This is a genomic window from Sulfurisoma sediminicola, assembly GCF_003865015.1.
Taxonomy (GTDB): domain Bacteria; phylum Pseudomonadota; class Gammaproteobacteria; order Burkholderiales; family Rhodocyclaceae; genus Sulfurisoma; species Sulfurisoma sediminicola.
The window spans coordinates 313,238-337,296 of the sequence record NZ_BHVV01000006.1; the positions used below are offsets into that span (position 1 = coordinate 313,238).

The window sequence follows — 24,059 nt, forward strand, 5'->3', positions numbered from 1 at the left end:
GCGAGAAAACTTGCGCCGGCTCAAGGGTCAATCGGGCTAAACGGCGGTTTCGAGCCGCGCCAGCAGTTGCTGCCCGGCACCCTCCGAGATCACCAGCACCAGCTTCAGCATCGCCCGCGTCGTGCCGACGAAGAGCTTGCGCAGGGCTCGGTCGTCGAGCGTTTCGAAGTCAATCTCGGCGAATATCACCGCCGGGGCGGCCTGGCCCTTGAAGCGATAGACCGATTCGAGCAGCAGGTCGCCCTGGCCGTAGACCGGCTGGCCGAGCAGGTCGTAGCTGCCGCTGAAACTGCGCAGGGTATTGGCGCCGAGGCGGTCGTGGCGCATCAGCTGCGAGTGTTCGCGGCCGTGGTAGCTGACGATGGCGACATCCTGCTTGCGGAAGCCTGCCGAGTAGCAGAGGCGGATCGCTTCCTTGACCTGCTGCAACATGCCCGCCGTGTCGGCGTAGGCGAGGATCTCGACCTCGCCCGCCTCGAAGGGCGAGTGCGCTTCGAGGCGCTGGCCGTCCTCGGGCAGCAGGCCGCGCAGCATGCGCGCGACACCGCGCGGGCTGCGGTAGTTGCTCGCGGCGCGCAATCCAACCCAGCCCGGCAGGGCCACCGGCGGCCGGCCGTAGAGATTCTGCAGCGGATCCTCGAGCCAGAGCAGGCGCGCCCCGGCACCGGCGAGGCGGAGCACCAGGTCGCGCCAGGCCTCGGAAAAGTCCTGGCCTTCGTCGACGATGACGGTGTCGAAGCGAAACTCCGTGCTTACCGGCAGTTCCGCCGCGCGCGCCTCGAGCCGGGCGAAGGCGTCGGGCGCCGAAAAATCCGGCGTCTCGCCGTGGGCGCGGACGATGCGATCGCACAGCATGTGGAAGGTGCAGGCCAGGCCTTGTCCCGGGCGCCCGCTCGGGGCGATGGCAGCGAAATGGTCGGCGAGCGGCCGGTTGAAGCAGACGTAGAGGGGGCGACGGCCGGCGTCGATGGCGGCGCGGTATTCGGCCAGGGCGAGCTGCGTCTTGCCCGAGCCGGCGGTGCCGGTGACGCGCAGGCGCCAGGGCGTCATCTCGATCTGCCGCGCCCAGTGCGCGAGGCCGCCGGAGATGCGCGTCACCATGTCGCGGGCGCGGCCGAGCAGGGTGCTGACGTCGCTCTCGAGCTGGATGATGTCGCGCAGGAAGCGGTGCACCTCGCGCGGGTTGAGACGGGCATCGGCGGCGGGCGCGGCGACGGGCAGCAGGCGGGCGATCACGGCGGGCAGCTGCTCGCGCCGGTCGGCGTCGACGATGCGCTCGGCGACCACGCCGGCCGTGTCGGGATGCCGGACACGGTAGTCCGGACAGTAGAGCAGGGAGTCGACATGCGCACCCAGGCAGCCGGGTCGGCGTCCGAGCTTGGTCCGCAGCGCGCCGGCCGAACGCGACATCTGCACCGCGACGCGCTTGACCCTGCCCTCGTAGCGCTTGAGCAGGCCGTCAGGGCCTTCTTCGAGGAAGCCGCTCTTCTGCTCGATCAGCAACAGGTGGCCGGCCGGGCTGACGACGACGAAGTCGATCTCGCCGAAGGCGGCGAAACCCTGTTCGAGATTGGTCCAATGCACCGCGTGATAAACGGTGTAGTCGCCGGGCAGGCGCTCGGCCAGCAGGGCGAGGGTCTCGATCTCGCGCTGGGCGGCGCCGGTCACCGCCAGTTCGCGCCAGCCGTCGGGAAGGATGCGGGCCATGCCGGGTTTGCTCAGAGGGGGTGGATGGTTGCAGGGGAAGGTCGCATAGGGTAACGGATCGCGCGCAATTTGTTAGGATGGCGGTCCGCATTCATCCGGGCTGCACGCCATGAGCCACAAGCACGCCACCCTGCTGCGCGCCATCTTCCACGATCCCGTCAGCGGCAACATCCACTGGCGCGAAATCGAATCGCTGCTGAATCACCTCGGCGCCGTCGTCGAATCCGGGCATGGTGCCCGCTTCCGCGTCGTCCTCAACCGCATGGAAATCTTCCTCCACCACCCGCACCACAGCAACACCTTCGGCAAGCAGGAAATCAAGCAGTTGCGCGAATTCCTCGCCCATGCCGGCGTCAGCCCCTCGAGCTACGAGGCCGCCGGCGAAGGCGAGCGCAGCTAGTCCGGCGATGGAGCTCAGCGCCACCGATCTGGTGAATATCGGCCTGACCGAGGCCATCCTCTCCGACCGCGGCCCACCGCTGTTCGTGGCCGCGAGCCTCGGCTGCATCGCCGCGGTCAAGGTCATGGCCGAGGCCGGCAGCAACCTCGAGGTGCGCGGGCCCAAGAGCCAGCGACCGCTGCATGCCGCGGCCGCGGCGGGACACGCCGGCATCGCCGCCATCCTGCTTTCCGCCGGCTGCGAAATCGATCCGCTCGACGAAGACGGCAACACGCCGCTGATCACCGCCATTCTGCATGGCCAGACCAGCGCGGTGGAACTGCTGCTCGCCGTCGGCGCCGACGTCGACATCGCCCGAGCCGACGGTTTCACCGCCGTCCACATGTCGCAGCTGCCCGATACGCCGAAGGCGATCAGGGAGCTGCTGGCCATCGGCCAGTAGGCGGTCGCCTCCGCCCGCCGAAAGCGTCGCGCGACACCATGAAAGACAGACGCTTCTTCGACTTCCTCCACCGGCAGATCCCGGTATTCCTCGCGCTGTCGCTCTTGCCGGGGCTCGGCTACCTCTTCCTCGGCTGGCTCAACGGCGTCTTCGTTCCGGCCTTCGTCTGGTACCTGCTGGTCATCGCGGCCTCGCTCTGGGGCTATCGCCTCTACCGCGACTACGATTTCGAGGCGATGAGCGAACAGCGGCGCGATCGCTGGTATCGGCAGTGCTCGTGGTTCTTCTACGCGTTCTTCGCGCTGTGGACGCTGATCTTCCTGCTCTACGTCGGGCAGGCCGCCCACAAGCTCCACTACATCGCCATCTTCACCGAGATCGGCGCCTCGGTGGTCGCCTCGTCGCTGCTTGCGTCCGACCGTCGCCTCTATCGGCCGACCCTCTTCATCCTGATGGTGCCGCTGATCGTCTATTTCTTCCTCATCGGCGAATGGTACGGCTATGTCCTCACAATCTTCGCCTGCACCCTGACCTGGGTCCTGCTCTATGCCGCCGGCAGCAGCAACGAGCTGCTGATGAAGGCCCATCACCAGGCCACGCACGACGCCCTCACCGCCCTCTACAACCGCCAGTACTTCGTCGAGCACTTGCAGAAGCGGATGAATTCGCTGAGCGAGAGCGGCGGTTTCTCCTACCTGCTGCTCATCGACCTCGACCATTTCAAGACCGTCAACGATTCGCTCGGCCACGATATCGGCGACCGGCTGCTGCAGGATGTGGTGGCGCGACTGCGCCAGCAGGTGTCGGCGGACGACGTCGTCGCCCGCCTCGGCGGCGACGAGTTCATCATCACCGGTGGCGATTGCGCCGACCGGGCAGCCTGCGAGCGCGCCGCGCTGGACCTGTCTGAGCGACTCCTCGCCCGGCTCAAGGAGACCTATGTCGTCGACAAGCACCATCTGTACATCAGCGCCAGCATCGGCGTGAGCATCATCAGCCGGCGCGGCGCCAACGCCGGCACCTTCATCAAGGAGGCCGACATCGCGATGTACGAGGTCAAGGCCCAGGGGCGCGACGGCGTCTTCATGTTCAACGAGGACATGGCGGCGCGCGTCGAGAGCCGGCTGGAGATCGAACGCCTGCTTCACTTCGCCCTGCCGAACGACGAAATCAGCCTCGACTACCAGCCGCAGCTGGATCGCGCCGGGCGCATCGTCGGCGTCGAAGCACTGGCACGCTGGAACAATGCGACGCTCGGTGCGGTCGCGCCCGCGCAGTTCATTCCCGTCGCCGAGCAGACGGGCCTGATCGTCGAACTCGGCAAGTACATCCTCGAGCGCGCGTTCATGACGTTGCGGGAATGGCATGAGGCGGGCATCGAGCTCGAGCAGTTCTCGATCAACATCAGCATGCGGCAGTTCACCCACCATGACTTCGAGGCGCAGGTGCGCGAGCTGGTGCAGCGCCATCTCGACGCCCAGCTCAGGTCCAAACTGGTGTTCGAGATCACCGAGTCGATCGTCGCCGAGGACATCAATCGCGTGATCGAGATCATGCAGCGCCTGACGGCGACCCTGGGCATCCGCTTCTCGATGGACGATTTCGGCACCGGCTATTCCTCCCTCAGCTACTTGACGCGCCTGCCGCTCGATGAACTCAAGATCGATCGCGCCTTCGTCTGCACGCTGGGCCGGCAGGAAGAGGGGCCGGCGATGGTGGCCACGATTCTCAACATGGCCGACGTCCTCAAGCTGAAGATCGTCGCCGAGGGGGTGGAGACCGCACAGCAGCTCGACTTCCTGATGCGCCATGGCTGCACGGTCTTCCAGGGCTACTACTACTCCGCGCCGTTGCCGAAAGACCGGTTCGTCGAGTTTTTCCGCAGCCGGAATTGAGAGTTTCGCCCAGCGGCGGCGAGCAGGGGGCGCGATGCGCCCGCGCTAGGCGGACAGGGCTTCGTAGAGGCCCACGGCAGCATCCGTCTGCCGCAGCAGCCGCTCGCTGACGGCGGCGACGAGGGTGGCGCGCCGCTTCTCGTCGGCAGGGCCGGCGGTGCCAAGGGTGGACTCCAGCAACTGCCAATGCCGGGACACCCGTTCCAGCTGGTGTTCGATCTCGGGCACCGCCCTTGCCGGGACGGCGAGTTCCGTCAGTGCCGTCGCGAACTCCCGCATCGCCTCGGCCAGCCCGGCCCGACTCCGGGCGACGTGGATGCCCCATTGCTGGAACAGGTAGAACTTGGCGATGCGCTGCGACAGCATGAGCTGACGCCCGGCCAGGTTGACCCAGCGGCCGTGCGGCGAGTCGGCGGCATGTTCGAAGGCCAGTGTGATTTCATCGGTGGCGGCGAGCAGGATCTCGTTCAGTTCGAACAGTTCGCGCGCGGCCTTCGGCTCCGGATCGCGGGCGAGCAGCCTGCGGTAGCTGTTCCATATCTCGCCGACCCGCGACTGGATGCTGCGGACATCCGCGTTCGGCGCAAGCGTCGCGATCACCGCCATCTGCTCCTCGAACAGCGCGGCCGACTGGGCGAGGACATTGCGCGAACGGCCCGGTTGAATGCCGTGGCCGAGCTGCAGCCAGCACTTCGCCAGGCGCTGCGACAGCATGCGCTGGCGCCCGGCCAGGTTGATGATGCCGCAGGGCGTGGTCGGTGCCGCGACCAGCCGGCGCCGGCGGCTGGCCGTGCCGCTGCCGTCGCGCTGGCCGTAGCGTCGCGGGAACACGGGCTGCTCGGGGCGTGTCTCGGCCAGGCGGCGGGTGATGCAGGCGTTCTGCAGGTGGATGTTGCGGCCGTCGACGATGATCATGCCGGCGTCGGAGAGATCGCGCAGCACCCGGGAGAGCGTTTCGGGCGTTATGCCGATGCGCGAGGCGATCAGCTGCTTGCTCGCCGCCAGCGTCAGCGTGGTCTCGCCCTGCGGCGCGAGGGGCGTCGCCAGCTGCGCCAGCAGGTAGTCGAGCACGCGCTGGCAGCCGGTGCGGAAGTGGCTGGCGCTGGCGTCGCTCTCGACGGCGAGCGCGCGACCGGCCAGTGCGCCGATGATGCGCAGCGACAGCAGCGGCACCGCTTCGAGGGCACGGCGGACGCCGTCGCCGCCGATGCAGAGCAGCACGCTCGGCTCCACCGCGACGGCGAAGGAGGCATGGAGTTGCGGGCCGAACAACTCCGCTTCGCCGAAGTGGCGGCCGGGCGCGACCAGCTCGAGCACCCTTTCGTTGCCGCCTACCGAAAAGGTCGCGCGTTTGACCTGGCCCGAGAGCAGAAAGAACAGCTCGCGCGCCGCGTCGCCGACGTGGAAGATGGTCTGGCCCTTGTCATAGCCGACGCGCCGCGTGGAATGCGCCAACTCGCCGAGATGGCGGGCCGGGATCCCGGTGAACAGGGGGATGGACGCCAGCGCGTCCAGCATCTCGCTGTTTCGATGGTGCTGCATGATCCCCCTTCCGGACCGCCGTCTTGGGCGGAGCGAATCTTATTTTTGGCGGGGGCAGTATGCCAGATTAATCGGACTGCGCCTCGCCGCCGAGGGCGGGGACGAGATCGCCGAGCAGCCGCGCGACTTCGCCGCTCATCAAGGTGAAATCGATGTCGAATTGCTCGTCGGCGTTCTGGGCGTCGGCGGCCTGCTCGCGGATGATGTCGAGGAATCCGAGGCGCTTGACCTGGAGCTTGTCGGTGAGGACGAAGGACACGCGGTCGCTCCAGGTCAGGCCGAGCTTCGTCGCCGTCTTGCCGGCGGCGATGTGGGCGCGGATCTCCTCGCCCTCGAGTCCGAGGTGCACGTAGCGGATGGCGGCATTGGCCGGTGTCGGCGGGCGCAGCTCGAGCTCGTCGTCGATGCCGAAGCCGGCCGGGCCTTCGCCGGCGGCGAGCCATTCGGTCATCGCCGTGCCCGGCGAAACCTGGGTTTGCAGCGGGCGCAGCGGCATGCCCGGCGCGCACTTGAGCAGCGCCTCGATGAACTCCTCAGCCTTGCTGTCCGAGCCGGCGTCGAGGACCAGCCAGCCGCTGACCGGGTCGAGCCAGCCCCAGGTCGTGCGCCGGCGCGTGAAGGCCCGCGGCAGCAGTTCCTGCGTCACGTGCTCGCGCAGGTCGCGCATTTCCTTGCGGCCGACCTTGCGGCCCTGTTCGGCCTCGATCGTGGCCGCGCGTTCATTGGTCGCCTCGCGCACCACCGCGGCCGGCAGCAGCTTTTGCTCGACGCCTAGCGCGATCAGCCAGCAGCGATTGACGGCATGGACGAATTCGCCCTCGTAGCGCGGATAGACCCAGCCGCGGCTGACCATGTCCTGGCTGCCGCAGCGCGCCAGCGGATGATCGGCGAGCAGGGCGTTGAGGCGGGGGGCGTCCATGTCCCAGGCGGGCGACAGGCGGTAGAGGCGGAGGTTGCGGAACCACATGGCGGCGGCGATCGTTGGCGTGGAGAAGGCCGGCATTCTACTTTGCCGGCGTGCCTCATGCCGCGCGGTAGGGCGTGTCGCCGCCGGATGATTCCATGAAGTCGTCGATGGCGCGCCGTTCGCGCCCGAAAAAGTCGGCGACGGCGGCACGCAGACGCGGCTCGCCGATCCAGTAGGCCGACCAGGTGCGCGTCGGCACGAAGCCGCGATTGACCTTGTGCTCGCCGCCCGCGCCCGGCTCGAACAGGCGAAGGCCTTCGCGCAGGCAATAGGCTATGCCCTGGTACTGGCACAGCTCGAAATGCAGGCAGTCGACCTCGGCATCGGCGCCCCAGTGGCGGCCGAAGAGGGTGTCGCCGCTGCGGTAGCAGATCGCGGAGGCGATCGCCTCGTCGCCGCGAAAGGCGACGAAAACGACGAAGCGGCGGCCGAGCCGGGCGGCTACGTCGCGAAAGAAGGCCTCGCCGAAGGCGTGCGGCGTGCCGTAGCGTTCGAAGGTCGTGCGGTAGTGGCGGTGGAGCGCCGGCCACAGAGCATCGTCGATTTCATCGCCGTGAAGCACCTCGACGCGGATGCCCTGTTCGGCGACACGACGGCGTTCGCGCCGCACTTCCTTGCGTCGCTTGGAGGTGAAGGCGTCGAGGAAGTCGGCGAAGTCGCGCCAGGCGGTCTGCTGGCGATCGGGCGGGTTCTGCCAGTGGTACTGGATGATGGGCCGCAGGAGGCTCCCCGTTTCCTCGAGCAGGGCGAGATCGTCGGCGCGGCCGTAGAGCGTCTGCCACATGGTGATGCCTGCGGCGCGCGCCGCGTCGATGGCGGCGGCGACGAGGGCGCGGCGCGTCTCGGCCGGCGCATCGGCGCGCAGCAGGAAACGCGGCCCCGTCGCCGGGGTGTAGGGGATGCCGGTCACCAGCTTCGGGTAATAGGCGTGACCGAGCTGATGCCAGGCCTGGGCCCAGCCGTAGTCGCGCGAGAAATCGCCGAAGGAGTGCGTGCGGCTGTAGAGCGGCAGCAGGCCGATGAGGGTGCCGTCATCCGCCCGCGCCGCGATATGGCAGGGCTGCCAGCCCATGGGCCGGGCCGCGGCACCGTGAATTTCGGCGGCCTCGAGGAAGACCGGGTTGAGAAAGGGGTCGCCGTCGCCATCGAGGGCGGCGGTATCGTCGGCGATCTCGGCAAAGGCGGGGCAGGTGGCGATTTTCACGGCAGGGTCGGGGATGGGCGCGGGCGAGGGTAGACTGCCAGCCTCAGCCTCCGGCAGTCCAGTCCATGTGTGGTCGCCATTCCCCCAAAGCAAGTCCCGCGGCGATCGTCGCCAGCTTCGATCCGGCCGGTGAGCCGCCTCATTGTTCGCCCCATCCCTGCAGACCAATCCCAATCCGCCGAGCGACGCCATGACCCTATTGAACATCGACATCGTTTCCGACGTGGTCTGCCCCTGGTGCTTCGTCGGCACACGCCGGATGGCGCGGGCCCTCGACTTGTTGCGCGCCGAGGGACGGGAACTTGCCGTGACCATGCGCTGGCTGCCCTTCTTCCTCAACCCCGATACGCCGCCCGTGGGCGAGCCCTACCGTCCCTTCCTCGAGAAGAAGTTCGGCGGCGCGGCCGCGGTCGAGGCGCTATGGGAGCGCGTGCGCTCGGCGGGGCGCAGCGTCGGCCTCGAACTGGCATTCGAGAAGATCACCGTGCGCGCCAACACCCTGCAGGCGCACCGGCTGCTGCACTGGGCGCAACAACGGGGCGATGTCGATGCGCTGGTCGAGCGCCTGTTCGCCGCGAATTTCCACAACGGCGAGCATGTCGGCGATCCGGCGGTGCTGCAGCGCATCGCCGTCGAGTGCGGATACCCGGCGGCGGAGGTCGCCGCCTACCTGGCATCCGACATCGACACCGAACTCGTGCGCGCCGAGGAGCGGCGGGTCCGCGAGCTCGGCGTGCGCTCGGTACCAACCTACATTTTCGACGGTCGCAGCACGATCTCCGGCGCCGAGACGCCCGAGATTCTCGCCGATGCCATCCGTCGCCACCTCGCCGATGCAGCTGCCTGAACGAATAGTCTTCGTCGATCTCGAGACCACCGGCGCGACGGGAACCAGCGATCGCATCACCGAAATCGGCATCATCGAAGTCGACGCCGCGGGTGCGCGGGAATGGTCGACGCTGGTCAACCCGGAGACGCGGATCTCGTCCTTCATCGAGCGCTTGACCGGGATCAGCAACGCGATGGTGGCGCAGGCGCCGACCTTCGCCGAGATCGCCGCCGAGGTGCTCGAGCGGCTGCAGGGGCGGCTGTTCGTGGCGCACAACGCGCGCTTCGACTACGGCTTCCTCAAGAGCGAGTTCCGTCGCGCCGGCCACGACTTCCGCGCCACGGTGCTGTGTACCGTAAAGCTCTCGCGCCGGCTGTTCCCGCAGCACCACAAGCACAACCTCGACGCCCTGATCGAGCGCCACGGCCTCGACGTCAGCCAGCGACACCGCGCGCTGGGCGACGCGCGGCTGATCCACCAGTTCTGGCGCCAGGCCGAGCAGGGCATCGCGGCGGAAGCGTTCGAGGCGGCGCTGGCGGCCTTGCTGGCGCGGCCCAGCCTGCCGGAGCATCTCGACGCGGCGATCCTGGAGGACCTGCCCGAAGGTCCCGGCGTCTACCTCTTCTACGGCGAGAACCAGCTGCCGCTCTACGTCGGCAAGAGCAAGGACATCAGGAAGCGGGTGCTGTCGCACTTTGCCGCCGATCACGCCTCGAGCAAGGAAATGGCGCTGGCGCAGCAGGTGCGGCGCATCGACTGGGTGGAGACCGCCGGCGACATCGGCGCGCAGCTGCGCGAGGCCGATCTGATCAAGAAGCTGCAGCCCCTGCACAACCGCCGCCTGCGCCGCAACGAGGAACTCTGCGCCTGGCGCCTCGACGACGTTGGTCGGCCGCAACTGGCTTTCGCTTCAGACGCCGATTTCGGTGGCGGCGGACCGCTCTACGGTCCGTTCAAGAGCGCGCGCGAAGCCCGGACGGCGCTGCGCGACATCGCCGATGCCCACGGCCTCTGCCATGCGCTGCTCGGCCTCGACAAGGTGGCACCGGGGCGGCCGTGCTTTTCGCGCCAGCTGCACAACTGCCGCGGCGCCTGCGTCGGCGCCGAGTCGGAGACCGCGCATCACGCGCGGCTGCTCGCGGCCCTGGGGCGGCTGCGCATGGTCGACTGGCCCTTCGCCGGGCCCGCGATTCTGCGCGAAGGGGAGGAAGCGCACATCGTCGACCGCTGGTGCTACCTGGGCACGGCCCGCAGCGAGAGCGAGGTCTGGGCCATCGTCGAGTCGGCGCAGCCGCGCTTCGATCGGGATACCTATCGCCTCTTGCACAAGGCGGTCGGCAAAATGAAACCCGTGCTGGCTACTTCGCCGCGACGCGCTCCTCGCGCAGGCGGGCCAGCTTCGTCCTGATCTCGGGCAGCACGGCGGCGACGGCCTTCTCGCCTTCGAGCACGGCGAGATGCCGGTCCTTGAAATCGGTGGAGCGGATTTCCGGCGTATGGGGACGGACGACGATGTCGGCCCCGGGCAGCTCCTGGTTCTTGATGCTCTGGCCCATGATGGCGAAGGTCTGCAGCAGCACGTCGAGGGTACCCTGCGTCCTGCCGTACTGGGGCTTCTGCGAGATGTCCACGGCGATGACGAAATCGGCGCCGAGCGAACGGGCGATGCGCACCGGCACCGGGCTCACCAGCCCGCCGTCGACGTATTCGCGGCCATTGATGGCGACCGGCTGGAACACGCCGGGCACGGCGCTGGAGGCCCGCACCGCCATGCCGGTGTCGCCGGTGCGGAATACGATCGCCTCGCCGCTGCCGAGGTCGGTGGCGACCACGGCGAAGGTCTTGCCGAGCTTCTCCAGCGGCCGCCCGCCGACCGCGCGATTGACGAAGGACTGCAGCGCTTCGCCCTTGAGCACGCCGCGATCGGGCAGCGACCAGTCGCTGAACTGGCCTTCCTCCATCTGCAGCGCGAGCTTCTGCAGTTCGAAGCCGTTCTTGCCCGCGGCATAGAGGCTGCCGACGACGGCACCGGCACTGGTGCCGACCACGATGTCGGGAACGATGCCCTGCGCCTCGAGCGCCTTGATCACGCCGATGTGGGCGAAGCCGCGTGCTGCGCCGCCGCCAAGCGCGAGCGCGACCTTGGGGGCCGGACGCGGCGCGGGCATCGCCACGGGAGTCGGCGCGGGCTGCTGTGGCAGGCCGACGCAGCCGGCCAGCGGCAGGGACAGGAGAAGGGTGGCGACGAGGCGGCGCAGCGGGTTCATGGGGTGGCGGCAGCTTGCAAAGGAATCAGCCATAGGCCGCGGCCGCCGCGGAAAGTTCCCGCCGCACGGTCGCGCGCAGCGCGGGCGGCGCCAGCACCTCGACGCCGGCGCCGTGGCGCAGGATGTCCATGACCAGTTCCGTCGGATTGGAATAGGGCAGTTCGAGCAGGTAGCGGCCGGCGGCGTCTGTGGATGCCTTCTGCTGCGGATGCCACTGCTCGCTCGCCACCCAGCGGGCGCTCTCGGGCGTGAAGCGCAGCTTCGCCCACTGCACCTTGGCGCCGGAGAAGATGCCGTAACCGGCGCCGAGCGTCGCGTCGAGATCGCGCTTGGATAATTCCTTCGCCCGCTGCTCGAGCGGCGTGGCGTGGCGGATGGCATCGACGGCGAAGCTGCGGATCTCCTTGCGCAGGTGGCACCAGGCGTCGAGATACCAGTTGTCGCGGTAATGAACGAGGCGTTGCGGCGAGACCTCTCGCTCGGTCTCCTCGTCACGGGCACGGTTCCAGTGACGCAGGCGCAGGCGCCGGCGCTTGAGCAGGGTCGAGGCGATCAGCTCGAACCACTTCAGATCGGATTGGCGCTTCGCCGCATGGAGTATGCGGATGCGCCGCGCGATTTCTTCCGGCGCATCCTCCTGGCTGCCGAGCAGGCTCTTGAGGCGGGCCTGCAGCGGCGCGATGTGCGGCCCGAGCAGTCCCGGCTGCACATCCTCGAGGAGGTTCTGCATGGTCAGCAGCGCGTGGATTTCGGACGAGTTGAACCAGAGGCCGGGGAGTTCGAAGCGCGGCGCATCGCGGTCCGGCGCCGCGAAGTGGTAGCCGTTGTTGTCGCGGTCGTAGACGATCGGGGCATGCAGGCGATCGCGCAGGTACTGCAAGTCGCGCTTGACGGTGGCGCGGGAGACGCCGAGGGCCGTCTGTATCTGCGCGAAGGTGGCGAACCTGCGCTCCTGCAGCAGCTGTTCGATCTTGTAGAAGCGCTCGGTGCGGTCCATCGGAGCTTGTGTGAGCTTGCGCGAGAAAGCGGAGAGTGACGGCCGTAAACGCAAACCGCCCAGCCGGAAACGCGTTCGGGCCGGGCGGTCGCGATGCTGCGGGTATTACTTCTTCTTGGCGGCCTTCTTGCCAGCGACGGCGGCCTTGAAGGTAGCGCCGGCGGAGAACTTCGGCACGGTCGTGGCCGGGATCTTGATGGCGGCGCCGGTCTTCGGGTTCTTGCCGGTACGGGCGGCGCGCTTCGCGGACTTGAAGGTACCGAAGCCGATCAGGGCAACGGTGTCACCCTTCGACACGGTCTTGACTACGGCACCGATCATGGCGGACAGGGCGCGCTCGGCGGCGGCCTTGCTGATGTCGGCTTCCTTGGCGGCGATTTCAATCAGTTCCGATTTGTTCATGCAAATTCCTCCGGTGTGAAAATCAGGTATGGCGCTGAGCCGAGCCGATTCTATACCCGCTCCCGCGAGGTTTTGTGAGGCTTCATGCACTTTGTCGGGATTTTTTTGTTGTGCGTTGCCGCAGGGCAACGCCGCGGCGAGACCTGTCGGCGGTAGGATGAGGCTCGATCTTGGCAGGGTCCGGCTGGTTTTTTCGGGCATTGAACGGCAAGAGGGAGCGAACATGGTGGCAAGGAATCCGGGTGTCGCGGCGGAGCTGGAACGGCTGGCGGGTGTTGGCGCGCGATGGCTGCTTCTGCTCCTGTGGTGTCTGGTGCTGCCGGCGAGCGCCGCGCCGAAGGCACCCGAGGAGGGCCTCGACTACGACGTCGTCGAGCCGTCGGCCAAACGTGGGGGCCCGGGTGCCGATGGGCGCGTCGAGGTCGCCGAATTCTTTTGGTATCAGTGCCCGCACTGCAACGCGCTGACCGCGCTGATCGAGCCATGGGCGCAGCGGCAGCGCGAGCGGGTGCGCTTCGTGCGGCTGCCGCTGGCGCTGAATTCCGCCTATGCCGCGCAGGACCGGCTCTATTTCGCACTGGAGGAACTGGGCCTGGTCGAGCGGCTGCACGCGACGGTCTTTCAGGCGATCCACGAAGACGGCGTGAAGCTCAAGACGGTGGGGCAGATGGCGGAGTTCCTGCGCGACGAGGGCGTGCCGCGGGCGCGTTTCGAGAAGGCGATGCGCTCGCCCAGGGTCCGCGCCGGCGTCGCCCGCGCGCGCGACCTCGCTTCGCACTACCTCATCGCCGAGGTGCCGACGCTGCTGGTCGATGGCCGCTACCTGACTTCGGCCGGCCATGTCGGCGGCAGCCAGGCCGATGCCATCGCTGTCGTCGAATGGCTGGTGCGGCGTGTCGAGGAGGAACGCCGCGCCGGTCGCCGCTAGCGTCGACCGAACAGCAGGTTCAATACCAGGCCGAGGCAGGAGATGAAGAAGGCGGCGAGCATCGCCGCGCCGAAGCCGCCGACCTGAAAGCCCGGTACCACGGCGGCGACCAGCAGCAGGAGCAGGGCGTTGATCACCAGCAGGAACAGACCGAGGGTCAGCACCGTGAGCGGCAGCGTCAGCAACACCAGCACCGGCTTGATCACCGTGTGGGCGATGCCGAACAGCAGGCCCGCCAACAGCAGCGGCGTCGCGCCGCTGTAACGGACGCTGTCGAATAATTCGGCGGCGGTCCACAACAGCAGGGTGTTGACCGCCCAGAAGGTCAGCAGGCGCATCATCATCATTGATCTCTCTGGATGGCTACTTTAGCAGCCGGGCCGCGGCGCGGGCGACCAGCCAGTTGACGACCCCGGCGCGCGATTCCTTGAGATGGTCGGCGAGGCCATCGAGCTTACCCAGGGTGTCCGCATCGAGCACGAGCTCCACACGCTTCGCGCCCGTGGCGAGGCGACGGCGGCGGCTGTTCGCCGCGCGTTCGCTCGCCGCTACCGCGACCTTGGCGCGAGGGCGTCCGCGGCGCGACATCCCCGGCAGGAAGGCCTGCGGGTTGCTGCCGGTTTGCGTTCGCTTGCCTTTGACGGGTTTGCTCTTCGTCGTCGCACCCCTGCGATTCGGAATAGTCGCAGCCGGCAACGTTAAATTGGCATCATCGAGTGGCAGATCGAGAGTATCGATTTTTTGTCGCTTACGTCGAGAAGTGGTCATGTCGGGAATGTTATCCGGAACCGGCTGCGTTTATTCTGTTGCATCACGACTGCCACGGCAAGGAAAAGCACAAGAAGCCGTAATCCGGGCATCATCCGCGCACAGATGACCCCGCCAGCTCCCACCGGACGTTTGATGCAGCAAGTGAGCGATCCCCGCAGCGACGAAGCCCTGATGCTCGCCTATCGCGACGGTGATGCGGCCGCGTTCGACCTGCTGTACGAGCGGTGGCGCGGTCGGCTCTATCGCTATCTGCTGCATCAGGTCGGCGCGGCGGCGATCGCCGACGAGATCTACCAGGACATCTGGATGCGGGTGATCGGCGCACGCGGGCATTACGAGGTGACGGCCAGGTTTTCGACCTGGCTGTTCCGCATCGCCCGCAATCGCCTGGTCGATCACTGGCGCCGCCTCGGGCGCGAGATCGTCGACACGGCGGCCGACTTCGAGGCGACGGACCCCGAGGACGAGCCGGTGAATGTTCTGGTGACGGCGAGCGCCGCGCCCGAGGAGAACCCGGAGCGTCGAGCGGAACGCGCGCAACTGGCGACGCAACTGATCGCCGCCATCGAGGCGCTGCCAACGCTGCAGCGGGACGCCTTCCTGATGGCGGAGGAGGGCGGGATGACGCTCGAGGAAATCGCCGCGGCCACCGGCACCGGCCGCGAAACCGTGAAAAGCCGCCTGCGCTATGCGCTGGTCAAGCTCCGCAGCCAACTGGGACACTGGCGATGACGAACGATCCGATCAAGGACAGCGAAATTTCCGCGCTCTATCGCGAGGGGGCGAAGGCGGAGCCGCCGCCGGTGCTCGACGCGGCCATCCGCGCCGCCGCGCACGAGGCGCTGACCGAACGGCCGGCCGCGGCGCTGCGACCGCAGCCCTGGTGGGAGCGCTGGCGCCTGCCCGTCGGCGTGTTCGCCACGCTGGTGCTGACCTTCTCTCTCACCTTGCTGGTGGAGCGGGAGCGGGCGCGCGATATCGAACCGGCGCCGCCGGCCGTGCCCGCGCCCGCGCGAGTCGACGAGCCTGCGGCGGAAAAGTCGCCGCCGGCCGTTGCGGACGAAGCGCAGCCGCAGAGGGTGGCCCCGCCGCCGCAAAAGTCGGCGCCGGCGATACGGCGCGACGCGCTGCCGCAGCGATCACGGTCAGCCGAGGCCGCCGCACCCGCCGCGACAGCGCCTGAGCCAATCTCGCCGCCCGTGCTCGGTGGCGCAGCGGCGCCGGCGGCGGCCGAGCAGCGCAGCAGCGTCGAGACACTCCAGGCCAGGCCGGCCGCCGAGGGTGCTATGGCCGATCGCGTGGCTCCGGCGGCGGTGCAGATGAAACGCGAAGCCAAGGCGGCCGCCCCGGCAGCGCGTTCGCCCGAGGCCTGGCTGGAAGAGATCCGCCGGTTGCGCCGCGAGGGCCGCGCGGCCGAGGCGCAGGCGCAACTGGAGGAATTCCGGCGGGCCCATCCCGACTTCGTCCTGCCGGACGACCTGAAGCGCTAGGGCCTGTTCACAATCAAGCGACGGTGGCGCTGGAGACAAATCCGGATGCGATGCAAGGCGCGGCGACGCGGCGATGCGTGTGCCTCGCAAGGAGCCGCAACGCTGCAGCGCGCCGGATTTGTCCCAGCCCTGCGGGTTGAGGCCGGAAGCGGCGCCTGCCACGTTGTCGGGCTTGCCAAGGGATCACCATTGGCTGCACCCTCCGCCTCGCAGTCATCCGCTTCCGGCCTCAACGCCATCCGCCGCATGATTGTGAACAGGCCCTAGGCCGGCCGATGGCGAACGCGGTTTAACCCCGTTCGTCGCCGCGCCTCGTTGAAGGGAGTGCAAGCCCCCTTTTTCGAGGAGAAGAACATGAAAAAACTGCTGACCCTGCTGGCTGCCACCTGGCTCACCGGCTGCGCCAACATCGCCGACGCCGGCGCCCTGCTCGACGTCGCCGTCATCAACCGCTCGAGCGGCGAGCGCATGACCACCTACCGCCATGGCGGCCGCCTCTACGTCGCCGGGACCCCGGGCGATCGCTACGCCGTCGAACTGCGCAATCGCAGCGGCGCCCGCGTGCTCGCCGTGCTTTCGGTCGACGGCGTCAATGCCGTCACCGGGCAGACGGCCGCGCCGCGGCAGTCGGGCTACGTGCTCGATGCCGGGTCGAGCGCCGAGATCAGCGGCTGGCGCAAGAGCATGGACGACGTCGCCGCCTTCTATTTCACGGCGCTGCCCGACTCCTATGCCGCCCGCACCGATCGCCCCGACCATGTCGGCGTCATCGGCGTCGCCGTGTTCCGCGAGCGCGTCGAGCCGCGCGTCGAGGAACAGCCGCCCGCGCTGGCGAAATCGGAAACGCTCGGTGCCGCGCGCGCGGTGCCGGCAGCGCCCGCCGCCGCGCAGGAAAGCAGGAGCGCGGCGCTCGCGGATCGCCTTGGTACCGGCCACGGCGAACGCATCGCCGAAGGGACGCGCTACACGGATTTCCGCCGCGAAAGCACGCGGCCGGTCGAGACCATCACCATCCATTACGATTCCTATCGCAATCTCGTCGCGCGTGGCATCGTGCCGTCACCGTCGCGCCTGCCGCAGCCCTTCCCCGGCGGCTTCGTCCCCGACCCGCGCGGGTGAGCGGCGCTCAATTCGGTCGCCGCGCCTGCTGCCAGGCCAGCACGGCCTGGCCGGCTGCGGCAAGGATCTCGCGGTGGCGCTGCGCCGGCAGGGACAGGCGCAGGGACTCGAACAATCGCTGCGTCGTTTCCTGCGGCAGGGGCGCGTTCTGGCTCAGCAGCCTGATCTGGACGTGAGCCAGCGCATCGGCCACCAGTCGCCAGCCGACCAGGGGCATGCGCTCGATCAGCGCCAGCATCATGCCGCCCAGGCCGCGCATGATGCGTGCGGCTTCGGCGCGATCGTCGCAGGCCGCCATCGCGTGCCACAGCGCCAGATGGATGGCGCGGCGCAACTCGACCTTGAAGTCGATCGCATGCATTTCCTCGCGCTCCACGCTCTCGAACTGCTGCTGGAAGCGGGCATCGGCGACCACATCGAGCCCGGCGCGCAGCGCGCCGAGCAGGGCGCTCGGGCCCGGCAGCTGCGTCAGCTCGAAGGCCTGCGAGTACGCCAGCGCCCATTGATCGATGCCGCTGGCGAGCAGCGCCTGGCGCAGGGCGCGAGCCTCCTCGCTGCCTGCCGCCGAGCACCATTCGCGACAGCCGATCTCGAGTTCCGCGACGCCCGCAGCGAGGGCCGCCGGCTTGCCCTCGACGCTCAGGCGAAACAGGCGGGCGAAGGCATCATGGGCCATGCGCGCTGCCTGCCGCTGGTCCTCGGGTGGCACCAGTGGGGCGAGGGGATCGTCCGGAAGGGAGGGGGCGTGGGTCACGGCCGCGAGGAAGGAAACGGAACAGGGGTGGGGCGCTATTATCCCGCACCATGAACCCCGACGTTCTCGCGCCCTTCGCCCTGGCCGCCGCCCTGTCGGCGGCCGCAGGCCTGCGCTTCTATGGCGTGGTGTTCTTCGTCGGCCTGCTCGGCAGTCTCGGCGTCATCGAATTGCCGGGCGAGCTGCGCCTGCTGTGCCATCCCGCCGTCGTCGCCGTTTCCGGACTGCTGTTCGCGCTGGAATTCACGGCCGACAAGATTCCACTGGTGGATTCTCTCTGGGATGCCTTCAACACCTTCGTCCGTGTGCCCGGCGGCGCGCTGCTGGCGGCGCTGGCATTGGCCAATTTCGACAGCGGCCTGGTCGCCGCAGCGGCGCTGCTCGGCGGCGTGCTCGCCGGCGGCACGCACGTCGCCAAGATGGGCACCCGTGCCACGCTGAATCTCTCGCCCGAACCGTTCAGCAACTGGCTCGCCTCCCTCGCCGAGGACGGGCTCGGTCTCGGCCTGTTGGTGCTGGCCATCGCCCATCCGATCGTCTTCCTGCTCGCCTTCGCGCCGTTCCTGCTGCTGCTGGTCTGGGTGCTGGCGAAGGTGGCGCGGCTGGCACTCGGGGTGATACGCCGTCGCGTCGTCGCTCGGCCACGGCAGCAGCGATGACGGAGTCCGCGCCCAGGACCTGGTTCGTCTACCTGATCGAATGTCGAGACGGCAGCATCTACACCGGCATCACCACCGATGTCGCGGCCCGCTATGCGGCACACGCGGCGGGCAAGGGCGCCCGCTACACGCGCTCGCACCCGCCGCTGCGCTTGCTGGGAAGCGAGGTCCATCCCGATCGCTCGGCGGCGGCGAAGGCCGAATACCGCATCAAGCGATTGATGCCGGCCGAAAAGCTCGCTTACGCGGCGCGGATGAGCAAAGTGGCGTGAGATCTCAGCGGGCGCTGTCGCCCTGGGCCGTGTAGCGCAGCTGCTTCAGGTCGTAGCCCTGGTCGGCCGCCGCCTTGAGGGCCGCGTCGAGCATTTCCTGCGGCAATTGCGGCGTGCGCGACAAAACCCAGAGGAAGCGCCGGTTCGGATTGCCGACCACGGCCCAGCGATAGTCGGGATCGAGCCCGATCACCCAGTAGTCGGAGCGGAAGGGCCAGAAGAAGGACACCTTGAGGCGGGCGTTGTTGCTGCCCTCGACTACGGTGGCCGAACCCTTGGCTTCGTCGAAGCCGCTGTCGGTGCGGCAGCGGTTGGTGACGCTGACGCTGCCGTCGGGCGCCAGCGCGTATTCGGCCGTGGTGTCGCCGACGCAGTCGCGCTGGAAGAACATCGGGAAGGAACCGATCTCGAACCACTTGCCGACGTAGCGGCTGATGTCGACCTGGGCCACGGAGGCCACCGCAGTTTCGGCGTGAGCGGGCAGCGGAAGCCAGGCCAGGGCGAGGAAAAGCAGGCGCGACGCGACGGAATGGAACATGGCGGAACTTTATACGAAAGACAGAGGGAGATGCATGAATCCGGTACCGTGTATCGGGTACTTTTCCCCGTCTATTCCTGCATTTGGATCGAGGCGTCGGCCATTTGAAACATGTTGTTGCAAATCGGCGTTGAACCATTCTCCCGCGGCCCCATCTACCTAGACATTCGAGAAACAACAACGACGGAGAGACGAATGGAGTCAGACGCGATTCAGAAGTTCCTTACCGATTCACGGCGCTACCTGGGCCGCTAAGCACGAGTTCCCATGGTGGCGGGAAGACGCCAATTTCAGCGAAGAGACGCAGGAGCAGCAAATGAACCAGCAAGCCATCAGCCTGATCGACGTCCTCATGCCGCCGGGAAACCGCTGGCTGATGGAGCTTTCGCGTCGCAAGGCCGATCTTCCCCCCGGCGTGCGCATCGTCCGCTTCAGCGAAAACGACGATGCGAGCGAGGCCGATGAGAGTGACGCCGGTGCCGCCGCCGAAGCCAAGCGAGGCAAGAAGATCGCGGCCTGAAGCCGCCACGCTCAGGGTTTGAGGTCCAGCACCGGCGTATCGGCATAGGCGTCGATGCCGTCGATCTCGATGACGTTGTCGTGCACCGCCAGTACGTTCACGCTGCTCTGGGCGATGAGGTTGGGGCGGAAGGGCGAGCGCGTGGCGAACACGCCGCGCAGCGGGCGGCTGCTGTCGCCGCGCGGATGGACCTGGAGGATGGATCGCTTCTCCGGGCTGTCGTTGCGGTCGAACCAGTAGAACACCCACATGGTCTTTAACTCGTCGACGCCGAGCAGAGCCGGCTGGTAGCGCTTGTCGATGACGATGAAGGTCTTGCCGCCGCTCTTCCTGATCCAGCCGACCGGGCTCACCGTGTACGCCGGCGTCGCCTGCACCTGCTCGGCGGCGAGGCCAGGTGGAGCCCAGGCGATCAGGCCGAGCAGCAGCGCGGCCGCGAGGTGACGGCAGGCCGATTTCGTTTCGGCGCGGCGTGTCATCGCTTTACCTCGGCCTCGAGCAGTTCGGTGTCCTCGTGGGCGTAGGCCGGGCTGCAGCAGCAGAGAATGCGCAGAGGCACCGCGCCGATGGCCTCGATGCAATGCGCCGTGCCCGGCGCAATCAGCACGCTGTCGCCGGCGGCGACGTCGAAGGTGTCCGCGCCCAGCGTCATGCGGCCGCTGCCGGCGGTGACGTGGTAGATCTCCTCGGTCATGCCATGGCGATGCAGCAGGGTGCGCGTGCCCGCAGGCACCGTCGCCTCGGCCAGGCTCTGCCGGCGCCCGCCGTGCAGCGAGGGGTGCATCAGTTCGCGGATTTCGGAGCCGTCCCGGGTGACGTAGGCCGGGATGTCGGCGTAGCGGGTCTTCATTGGTATCCTCCGGCCGTCGAGTATAGCGGCGGAGCCTGCCATGCCCCAACAACGCACCATCCTCATCACCGGCGTCAGCCGCGGGCTCGGCCGCGCGCTGGCGCTGAAATTCGCCGCGAGCGGCCACGTCGTCGTCGGTTGCGGCCGCTCGGCCGAAGCGCTGGCAGCACTGCGCCGCGAGATCGGCAAGCAGGGCCACTTCCAGGTCGTCGACGTCGCCAGCGACCGCCAGGTCGCCCACTGGGCGCAGAAGGTCATCGACACCGTCGGCGCGCCCGACCTGCTGCTCAACAACGCCGCGCTGATCAACCGCAACGCCCCGCTGTGGCAGGTGCCGGCCGCCGAGTTCTCCGACGTGATCGACGTCAACATCAAGGGCGTGGCCAACGTGCTGCGACATTTTCTGCCGGCGATGGTCGCACGCAAGTCCGGCGTGATCGTCAATTTCAGCTCGGGCTGGGGTCGTGCGACCGACGCCGAGGTCGCACCCTACTGCGCCACCAAGTGGGCGATCGAAGGCATGACGCGGGCCCTGGCGCAGGAGCTGCCGCGCGGCATGGCGGCGGTCCCGCTCAATCCCGGCATCATTGACACGGCGATGCTGCGCAGCTGCTTCGGCGCCGATGCCGGGCACTACCCGACGGCCGACGAATGGGCCGAGACCGCCGCGCCCTTCCTGCTCAGGCTCGGCGCGGCCGACAACGGCAAGGCGCTGACGGCGCCCGGCGGCTGAAGGCCGTCAGCGCACCCAACTCACCACGTCCGCGAGCGGCTGCCGCGTTTTGGCCGGCTGCGGATTGATGCGGTAGCCGAAGGCCAGCATCACAGCGAGGCCGAACTCGCCCGTGTCGAGCACGCCGGCCTCCTGCAGGATCGCCTCCGTTCCCGCCATTTCGAAGCCCTCGATCGGGCAGGAATCGATGCCGAGCAGCGCGGCCGCAGTCATCAAGTTGCCGAGCGCGATGTAGGTCTGCTTGGCCGCCCAGTCTTCGAGCTGGCGCCCGCTGTCGAGGACGTGATGGTCGGTCTGCTGGAACTTGCCGACGCGCGCGCGCTTGGCCTGCTGCACGTCGTCGTTGAGCTTCTGTACGTCGGTCATCATGTGGCGCACGTGCGCCGAGTCGAAGCGCATGTCCTTGCGGTAGAGCAGGGCGAGGTAGTGGCTGGCCGTGGGCAGCGTGCCCTGCGCGCCCCAGACGGTGGCGAGGAGCTTCTGGCGCAGGGCGGGGTTCTGGATCACCACGAACTTCCACGGCTCGAGGCCAAAGGAACTCGGCGACAGCCGTCCGCACTCGAGGATGGCGTCGAAGTCGGCGTCGGGAATCTTGCGCTGGGGGTCGAACTGCTTGCAGGCGTGGCGGAAGCGGAAGGCGGACAGGACATCGTCGCGGGTGGTCATGATCAGGCTCCGGAAAGTCGTGGCGGCGGGATTTTACGTCGGGGTCGCCGTAACGCATCGGCGATAATTGCAGCGATGAGCTTCCTCTCGACCGTCTTCGCGCGGGCGCTGGCCTCGCGCAACTACCGGCTCTACTTCGCCGGCCAGCTGGTGTCGCTCGCCGGTACCTGGATGCAGCAGATCGCGATGATCTGGCTCGCCTACCGCCTGTCGAACTCGGCGGCCGTGCTCGGCATGGTCGGCTTCGCCAGCCAGATCCCGATCCTGCTGTTCGGCCCCTTCGCCGGCGTGCTCACCGACCGCTTCGACCGCCGTCGCATCCTCATCGTCACGCAGTTCCTTTCCATGCTGCAGGCCGTCGCGCTGACCTGGCTGACCTTCGCCGGCCGCGCCTCGCCGGAATGGCTGATCGGGCTGGCCTTCGTCCTCGGCAGCATCAACGCCCTCGACCTGCCGGCGCGGCAGGCGTTCTCGGCCCAACTCGTCGAAAGGCGCGAGGACCTGGCCAACGCGATCGCCCTGAATTCGATGCTGATGAACGGCGCCCGCTTCGTCGGCCCGGCACTCGCCGGTTTTGCCGTCGCCACCATCGGCGAGGCCTGGTGCTTCGCCATCAACGCCACCTCCTACCTGGCCGTGATCGTCGCGCTGCTGGCCATCGACGCCAAGGCCAACGTGCCCCACGATACACCGGCGTGGCGAGCCTTCCGCGAGGGCGTCGGCTACGTCTGGAGCCATGCCGACATCCGGCCGCGCCTCTTCATGGTCGCGGCGGTCAGTTTCCTCGTCACGCCCTACGCCGTGCTGATGCCGCTCTTCGCCAGCGAGATCTTCGGCGGCGACGCCCGCACCTACGGCCTGCTCATCGGCAGCGCGGGGGCCGGTTCGTTGCTGGCCGGGCTCTATCTCGCCAGCCGCAAGCACACGGAACGGCTGCCGCGCCGGGTGGGGGTCGCTGTGCTCGTCTCGGGCGCCGGCCTCACCGCCTTCGCCCTCAATCAACTGCTGGCGGTGGCCTTTCCCATCGTCATGGTGATGGGCTTCGCCATCATCACCGTCATCGCCGGCAGCAACACCCTGATCCAGATGCAGGTCGAGGACGTCTACCGCGGCCGCGTGATGGCCATCTTCTCCATGGCCTTTCTCGGCATCGCGCCCTTGGGCAGTTTCGCCGTCGGCCATCTGGCGCACGCGATCGGCGTGCAGCCGGCGCTGTTCGCCTGCGGCCTCGGCACCCTCGCCGTCGGCTGGGCGGCGCGAAACATCGGCATGAAGGCGGTGCGGCGGGAAGGCCCGCTTTAGAGTGCCGGCGGCCGCTTCACCGCCGGCAGCAGCCACACCAGCAGCAGCGGCAGCAGCGGAATGCTCAGTGCGAACACCAGCCAGAGCGCGACCGAACGGCCCTTCTTCTTCGCCAGCATGACGGTGGGGATCGCGGCCGCGAGGGTCAGCACCGTCAGCAGCACCATGCTGGCGGCGGCGGCTTCCGCGGTCTCGGGGCTGATGCCGAGCTGGCTCAGCAGGGCGACGGTGTTCGGATCAAGCATGGCTCGCGCTCCTTACTCGGTGACGACCGGATACTTCGCCTTCGTCCATTCCTCCCACTTCATGTCGACGGCGGTGACGTTGCCCAGTTTCAGGTCCTGCAGGGCCTTCGTCGCGAGGATGCTGCGCGAGCCGGTGCTGCAATAGACGGTGATCTTCTTCCGGGTGTCGAGGTTCTCCGGATGGCCGAGGTGCGGCCACACCTTGAACTCGATCTGGCCGCGGGGCAGGTTGATGGCGCCCGGCACGTGGCCATCGGCGAATTCCGCCGGCTCGCGCACATCCACGATCAGCCCGGCGCCCTTCTTGTCCAGTGTCGCCTTGAAGGTCTTGGCGTCGATGGTCTTGACCTGCTTCCTGGCCTTGGCGACCAGTTCGGTGACGGACGGCGGATAGTTCTGCGCCCAAGTCGCGGCTGGAAGCAGCAGGGCGATGACGAGAAATGGTGCGAGTCCTTTGGACATGGCTGATATTCCGATGAGAGGCGAGAGGTTGGAACAGTCTAGGAAAAACCTGGCGGCTGGGCAATCGCCACGTTAAACGGCGCCATCCGGTGAATTTT

30 protein-coding genes are annotated in these 24,059 nt (G+C 68.0%); 14 read left to right on the forward strand and 16 right to left on the reverse strand.

From position 1 onward, the window contains the following. Positions 1 to 36 precede the first annotated feature (36 nt). The gene (locus EJE94_RS10270; RefSeq protein ID WP_121241159.1) at positions 37 to 1,707 is read right to left on the reverse strand and encodes an ATP-binding domain-containing protein; all 1,671 of its coding nucleotides are present in this window, start codon (positions 1,705 to 1,707) and stop codon (positions 37 to 39) included. A gap of 109 nt (positions 1,708 to 1,816) precedes the next feature. Between EJE94_RS10270 and EJE94_RS10275 the strand changes: the two genes are divergently transcribed. Genes EJE94_RS10275 through EJE94_RS10285 form a run of 3 tightly spaced genes read left to right on the forward strand, consistent with a single transcriptional unit; the run spans position 1,817 to position 4,444 of the window. Further along, positions 1,817 to 2,107 (forward strand): type II toxin-antitoxin system HicA family toxin, encoded by a 291-nt coding sequence (locus EJE94_RS10275; protein WP_121241161.1) that lies wholly within the window; start codon positions 1,817 to 1,819, stop codon positions 2,105 to 2,107. A 7-nt stretch (positions 2,108 to 2,114) separates the two neighbouring features. Continuing rightward, positions 2,115 to 2,549: an ankyrin repeat domain-containing protein gene (locus tag EJE94_RS10280; RefSeq protein ID WP_165904805.1), complete on the forward strand. Its 435-nt coding sequence runs from the start codon at positions 2,115 to 2,117 to the stop codon at positions 2,547 to 2,549. Positions 2,550 to 2,587: 38 nt separating this feature from the next. After that, the gene (locus EJE94_RS10285) at positions 2,588 to 4,444 is read left to right on the forward strand and encodes a putative bifunctional diguanylate cyclase/phosphodiesterase (protein ID WP_121241165.1); all 1,857 of its coding nucleotides are present in this window, start codon (positions 2,588 to 2,590) and stop codon (positions 4,442 to 4,444) included. A gap of 45 nt (positions 4,445 to 4,489) precedes the next feature. On the opposite strand, the gene EJE94_RS10290 is transcribed toward EJE94_RS10285, so the two are convergent. The 3 genes from EJE94_RS10290 to EJE94_RS10300 all read right to left on the reverse strand — a co-directional run bounded on the left by EJE94_RS10290 (position 4,490) and on the right by EJE94_RS10300 (position 8,157). Continuing rightward, positions 4,490 to 5,986 (reverse strand): type IV pili methyl-accepting chemotaxis transducer N-terminal domain-containing protein, encoded by a 1,497-nt coding sequence (locus EJE94_RS10290; protein WP_121241167.1) that lies wholly within the window; start codon positions 5,984 to 5,986, stop codon positions 4,490 to 4,492. 67 nt (positions 5,987 to 6,053) lie between these two features. After that, positions 6,054 to 6,989, reverse strand: a complete 936-nt coding sequence (locus EJE94_RS10295; protein WP_243642586.1) for a recombination-associated protein RdgC — start codon at positions 6,987 to 6,989, stop codon at positions 6,054 to 6,056. 19 nt (positions 6,990 to 7,008) lie between these two features. Further along, positions 7,009 to 8,157 (reverse strand): GNAT family N-acetyltransferase, encoded by a 1,149-nt coding sequence (locus EJE94_RS10300; protein ID WP_165904806.1) that lies wholly within the window; start codon positions 8,155 to 8,157, stop codon positions 7,009 to 7,011. A gap of 142 nt (positions 8,158 to 8,299) precedes the next feature. Here EJE94_RS10300 and EJE94_RS10305 point away from each other — a divergent pair, with 142 nt between their 5' ends. Both EJE94_RS10305 and EJE94_RS10310 read left to right on the forward strand, forming a co-directional pair. Further along, on the forward strand, positions 8,300 to 9,004 hold the full coding sequence (locus tag EJE94_RS10305) for a DsbA family oxidoreductase (RefSeq protein ID WP_207855898.1): 705 nt from the start codon (positions 8,300 to 8,302) through the stop codon (positions 9,002 to 9,004). Beyond that, the gene (locus EJE94_RS10310) at positions 8,967 to 10,394 is read left to right on the forward strand and encodes a 3'-5' exonuclease family protein (protein WP_243642587.1); all 1,428 of its coding nucleotides are present in this window, start codon (positions 8,967 to 8,969) and stop codon (positions 10,392 to 10,394) included. Before EJE94_RS10305 ends, EJE94_RS10310 begins: the two co-directional genes overlap by 38 nt. Here EJE94_RS10310 and EJE94_RS10315 read toward each other — a convergent pair. The 3 genes from EJE94_RS10315 to EJE94_RS10325 all read right to left on the reverse strand — a co-directional run bounded on the left by EJE94_RS10315 (position 10,345) and on the right by EJE94_RS10325 (position 12,652). Next, complete coding sequence (locus EJE94_RS10315) at positions 10,345 to 11,253, reverse strand: patatin-like phospholipase family protein (RefSeq protein ID WP_121241173.1); 909 nt, start codon at positions 11,251 to 11,253, stop codon at positions 10,345 to 10,347. The genes EJE94_RS10310 and EJE94_RS10315 overlap by 50 nt on opposite strands. Positions 11,254 to 11,278: 25 nt before the next feature. Then, positions 11,279 to 12,250 carry a helix-turn-helix transcriptional regulator gene (locus EJE94_RS10320; RefSeq protein WP_121241175.1) on the reverse strand — a complete coding sequence of 324 codons (972 nt, stop codon included), beginning with the start codon at positions 12,248 to 12,250 and terminating at the stop codon, positions 11,279 to 11,281. A gap of 105 nt (positions 12,251 to 12,355) precedes the next feature. Beyond that, complete coding sequence (locus EJE94_RS10325; protein WP_121241177.1) at positions 12,356 to 12,652, reverse strand: HU family DNA-binding protein; 297 nt, start codon at positions 12,650 to 12,652, stop codon at positions 12,356 to 12,358. A gap of 223 nt (positions 12,653 to 12,875) precedes the next feature. Between EJE94_RS10325 and EJE94_RS10330 the strand changes: the two genes are divergently transcribed. Then, a complete protein-coding gene (locus EJE94_RS10330; RefSeq protein ID WP_165904807.1) occupies positions 12,876 to 13,580 on the forward strand; it encodes a thiol:disulfide interchange protein DsbA/DsbL in 705 nt (234 codons plus the stop codon). Here EJE94_RS10330 and EJE94_RS10335 read toward each other — a convergent pair. Together EJE94_RS10335 and EJE94_RS10340 are read right to left on the reverse strand one after the other, a co-directional pair. After that, entirely contained in the window at positions 13,577 to 13,927 is a 351-nt protein-coding gene (locus EJE94_RS10335; protein ID WP_243642588.1) for a phage holin family protein, read from the reverse strand. The genes EJE94_RS10330 and EJE94_RS10335 overlap by 4 nt on opposite strands. A 16-nt stretch (positions 13,928 to 13,943) precedes the next feature. Next, on the reverse strand, positions 13,944 to 14,348 hold the full coding sequence (locus EJE94_RS10340) for a hypothetical protein (RefSeq protein ID WP_124962449.1): 405 nt from the start codon (positions 14,346 to 14,348) through the stop codon (positions 13,944 to 13,946). A gap of 144 nt (positions 14,349 to 14,492) precedes the next feature. Between EJE94_RS10340 and EJE94_RS10345 the strand changes: the two genes are divergently transcribed. From EJE94_RS10345 to EJE94_RS10355, 3 genes are all read left to right on the forward strand, one after another. After that, entirely contained in the window at positions 14,493 to 15,083 is a 591-nt protein-coding gene (locus EJE94_RS10345) for an RNA polymerase sigma factor (protein WP_207855900.1), read from the forward strand. Beyond that, positions 15,080 to 15,841 (forward strand): hypothetical protein, encoded by a 762-nt coding sequence (locus EJE94_RS10350; RefSeq protein WP_121241185.1) that lies wholly within the window; start codon positions 15,080 to 15,082, stop codon positions 15,839 to 15,841. Before EJE94_RS10345 ends, EJE94_RS10350 begins: the two co-directional genes overlap by 4 nt. A 354-nt stretch (positions 15,842 to 16,195) precedes the next feature. Then, positions 16,196 to 16,960, forward strand: coding sequence for a hypothetical protein (locus tag EJE94_RS10355; protein ID WP_124962450.1), 765 nt, complete (start codon positions 16,196 to 16,198; stop codon positions 16,958 to 16,960). 7 nt (positions 16,961 to 16,967) lie between these two features. Here the strand turns inward: EJE94_RS10355 and EJE94_RS10360 are convergent, their stop codons facing one another. Continuing rightward, on the reverse strand, positions 16,968 to 17,636 hold the full coding sequence (locus EJE94_RS10360) for a hypothetical protein (protein ID WP_207855902.1): 669 nt from the start codon (positions 17,634 to 17,636) through the stop codon (positions 16,968 to 16,970). 128 nt (positions 17,637 to 17,764) lie between these two features. Here EJE94_RS10360 and EJE94_RS10365 point away from each other — a divergent pair, with 128 nt between their 5' ends. Together EJE94_RS10365 and EJE94_RS10370 are read left to right on the forward strand one after the other, a co-directional pair. After that, a complete protein-coding gene (locus EJE94_RS10365) occupies positions 17,765 to 18,373 on the forward strand; it encodes a DUF4126 domain-containing protein (protein ID WP_121241191.1) in 609 nt (202 codons plus the stop codon). Further along, the gene (locus tag EJE94_RS10370; protein WP_121241193.1) at positions 18,370 to 18,645 is read left to right on the forward strand and encodes a GIY-YIG nuclease family protein; all 276 of its coding nucleotides are present in this window, start codon (positions 18,370 to 18,372) and stop codon (positions 18,643 to 18,645) included. Before EJE94_RS10365 ends, EJE94_RS10370 begins: the two co-directional genes overlap by 4 nt. Before the next feature lie 4 nt (positions 18,646 to 18,649). On the opposite strand, the gene EJE94_RS10375 is transcribed toward EJE94_RS10370, so the two are convergent. Further along, positions 18,650 to 19,183 carry a lipocalin family protein gene (locus EJE94_RS10375; protein WP_121241195.1) on the reverse strand — a complete coding sequence of 178 codons (534 nt, stop codon included), beginning with the start codon at positions 19,181 to 19,183 and terminating at the stop codon, positions 18,650 to 18,652. 316 nt (positions 19,184 to 19,499) lie between these two features. Between EJE94_RS10375 and EJE94_RS10380 the strand changes: the two genes are divergently transcribed. Continuing rightward, complete coding sequence (locus EJE94_RS10380) at positions 19,500 to 19,703, forward strand: hypothetical protein (RefSeq protein WP_121241197.1); 204 nt, start codon at positions 19,500 to 19,502, stop codon at positions 19,701 to 19,703. An 11-nt stretch (positions 19,704 to 19,714) separates the two neighbouring features. Here EJE94_RS10380 and EJE94_RS10385 read toward each other — a convergent pair whose 3' ends face one another. Then, the gene (locus tag EJE94_RS10385; RefSeq protein ID WP_121241199.1) at positions 19,715 to 20,182 is read right to left on the reverse strand and encodes an SAM-dependent methyltransferase; all 468 of its coding nucleotides are present in this window, start codon (positions 20,180 to 20,182) and stop codon (positions 19,715 to 19,717) included. After that, complete coding sequence (locus EJE94_RS10390; protein WP_121241201.1) at positions 20,179 to 20,553, reverse strand: cupin domain-containing protein; 375 nt, start codon at positions 20,551 to 20,553, stop codon at positions 20,179 to 20,181. Before EJE94_RS10390 ends, EJE94_RS10385 begins: the two co-directional genes overlap by 4 nt. A 40-nt stretch (positions 20,554 to 20,593) precedes the next feature. Between EJE94_RS10390 and EJE94_RS10395 the strand changes: the two genes are divergently transcribed. Further along, positions 20,594 to 21,286 (forward strand): SDR family oxidoreductase, encoded by a 693-nt coding sequence (locus tag EJE94_RS10395; RefSeq protein WP_121241203.1) that lies wholly within the window; start codon positions 20,594 to 20,596, stop codon positions 21,284 to 21,286. Positions 21,287 to 21,292: 6 nt separating this feature from the next. Here EJE94_RS10395 and EJE94_RS10400 read toward each other — a convergent pair whose 3' ends face one another. Next, positions 21,293 to 21,952 (reverse strand): NAD(P)H-dependent oxidoreductase, encoded by a 660-nt coding sequence (locus EJE94_RS10400; protein ID WP_121241205.1) that lies wholly within the window; start codon positions 21,950 to 21,952, stop codon positions 21,293 to 21,295. 75 nt (positions 21,953 to 22,027) lie between these two features. Here EJE94_RS10400 and EJE94_RS10405 point away from each other — a divergent pair, with 75 nt between their 5' ends. Further along, on the forward strand, positions 22,028 to 23,254 hold the full coding sequence (locus EJE94_RS10405; protein WP_121241207.1) for an MFS transporter: 1,227 nt from the start codon (positions 22,028 to 22,030) through the stop codon (positions 23,252 to 23,254). Here the strand turns inward: EJE94_RS10405 and EJE94_RS10410 are convergent. After that, entirely contained in the window at positions 23,251 to 23,499 is a 249-nt protein-coding gene (locus tag EJE94_RS10410) for a hypothetical protein (protein ID WP_121241209.1), read from the reverse strand. The two genes, EJE94_RS10405 and EJE94_RS10410, sit on opposite strands and share 4 nt — an antisense overlap. Positions 23,500 to 23,511: 12 nt before the next feature. Further along, positions 23,512 to 23,961 carry a rhodanese-like domain-containing protein gene (locus tag EJE94_RS10415; RefSeq protein WP_121241211.1) on the reverse strand — a complete coding sequence of 150 codons (450 nt, stop codon included), beginning with the start codon at positions 23,959 to 23,961 and terminating at the stop codon, positions 23,512 to 23,514. Between the last annotated feature and the right edge of the window lie 98 nt (positions 23,962 to 24,059).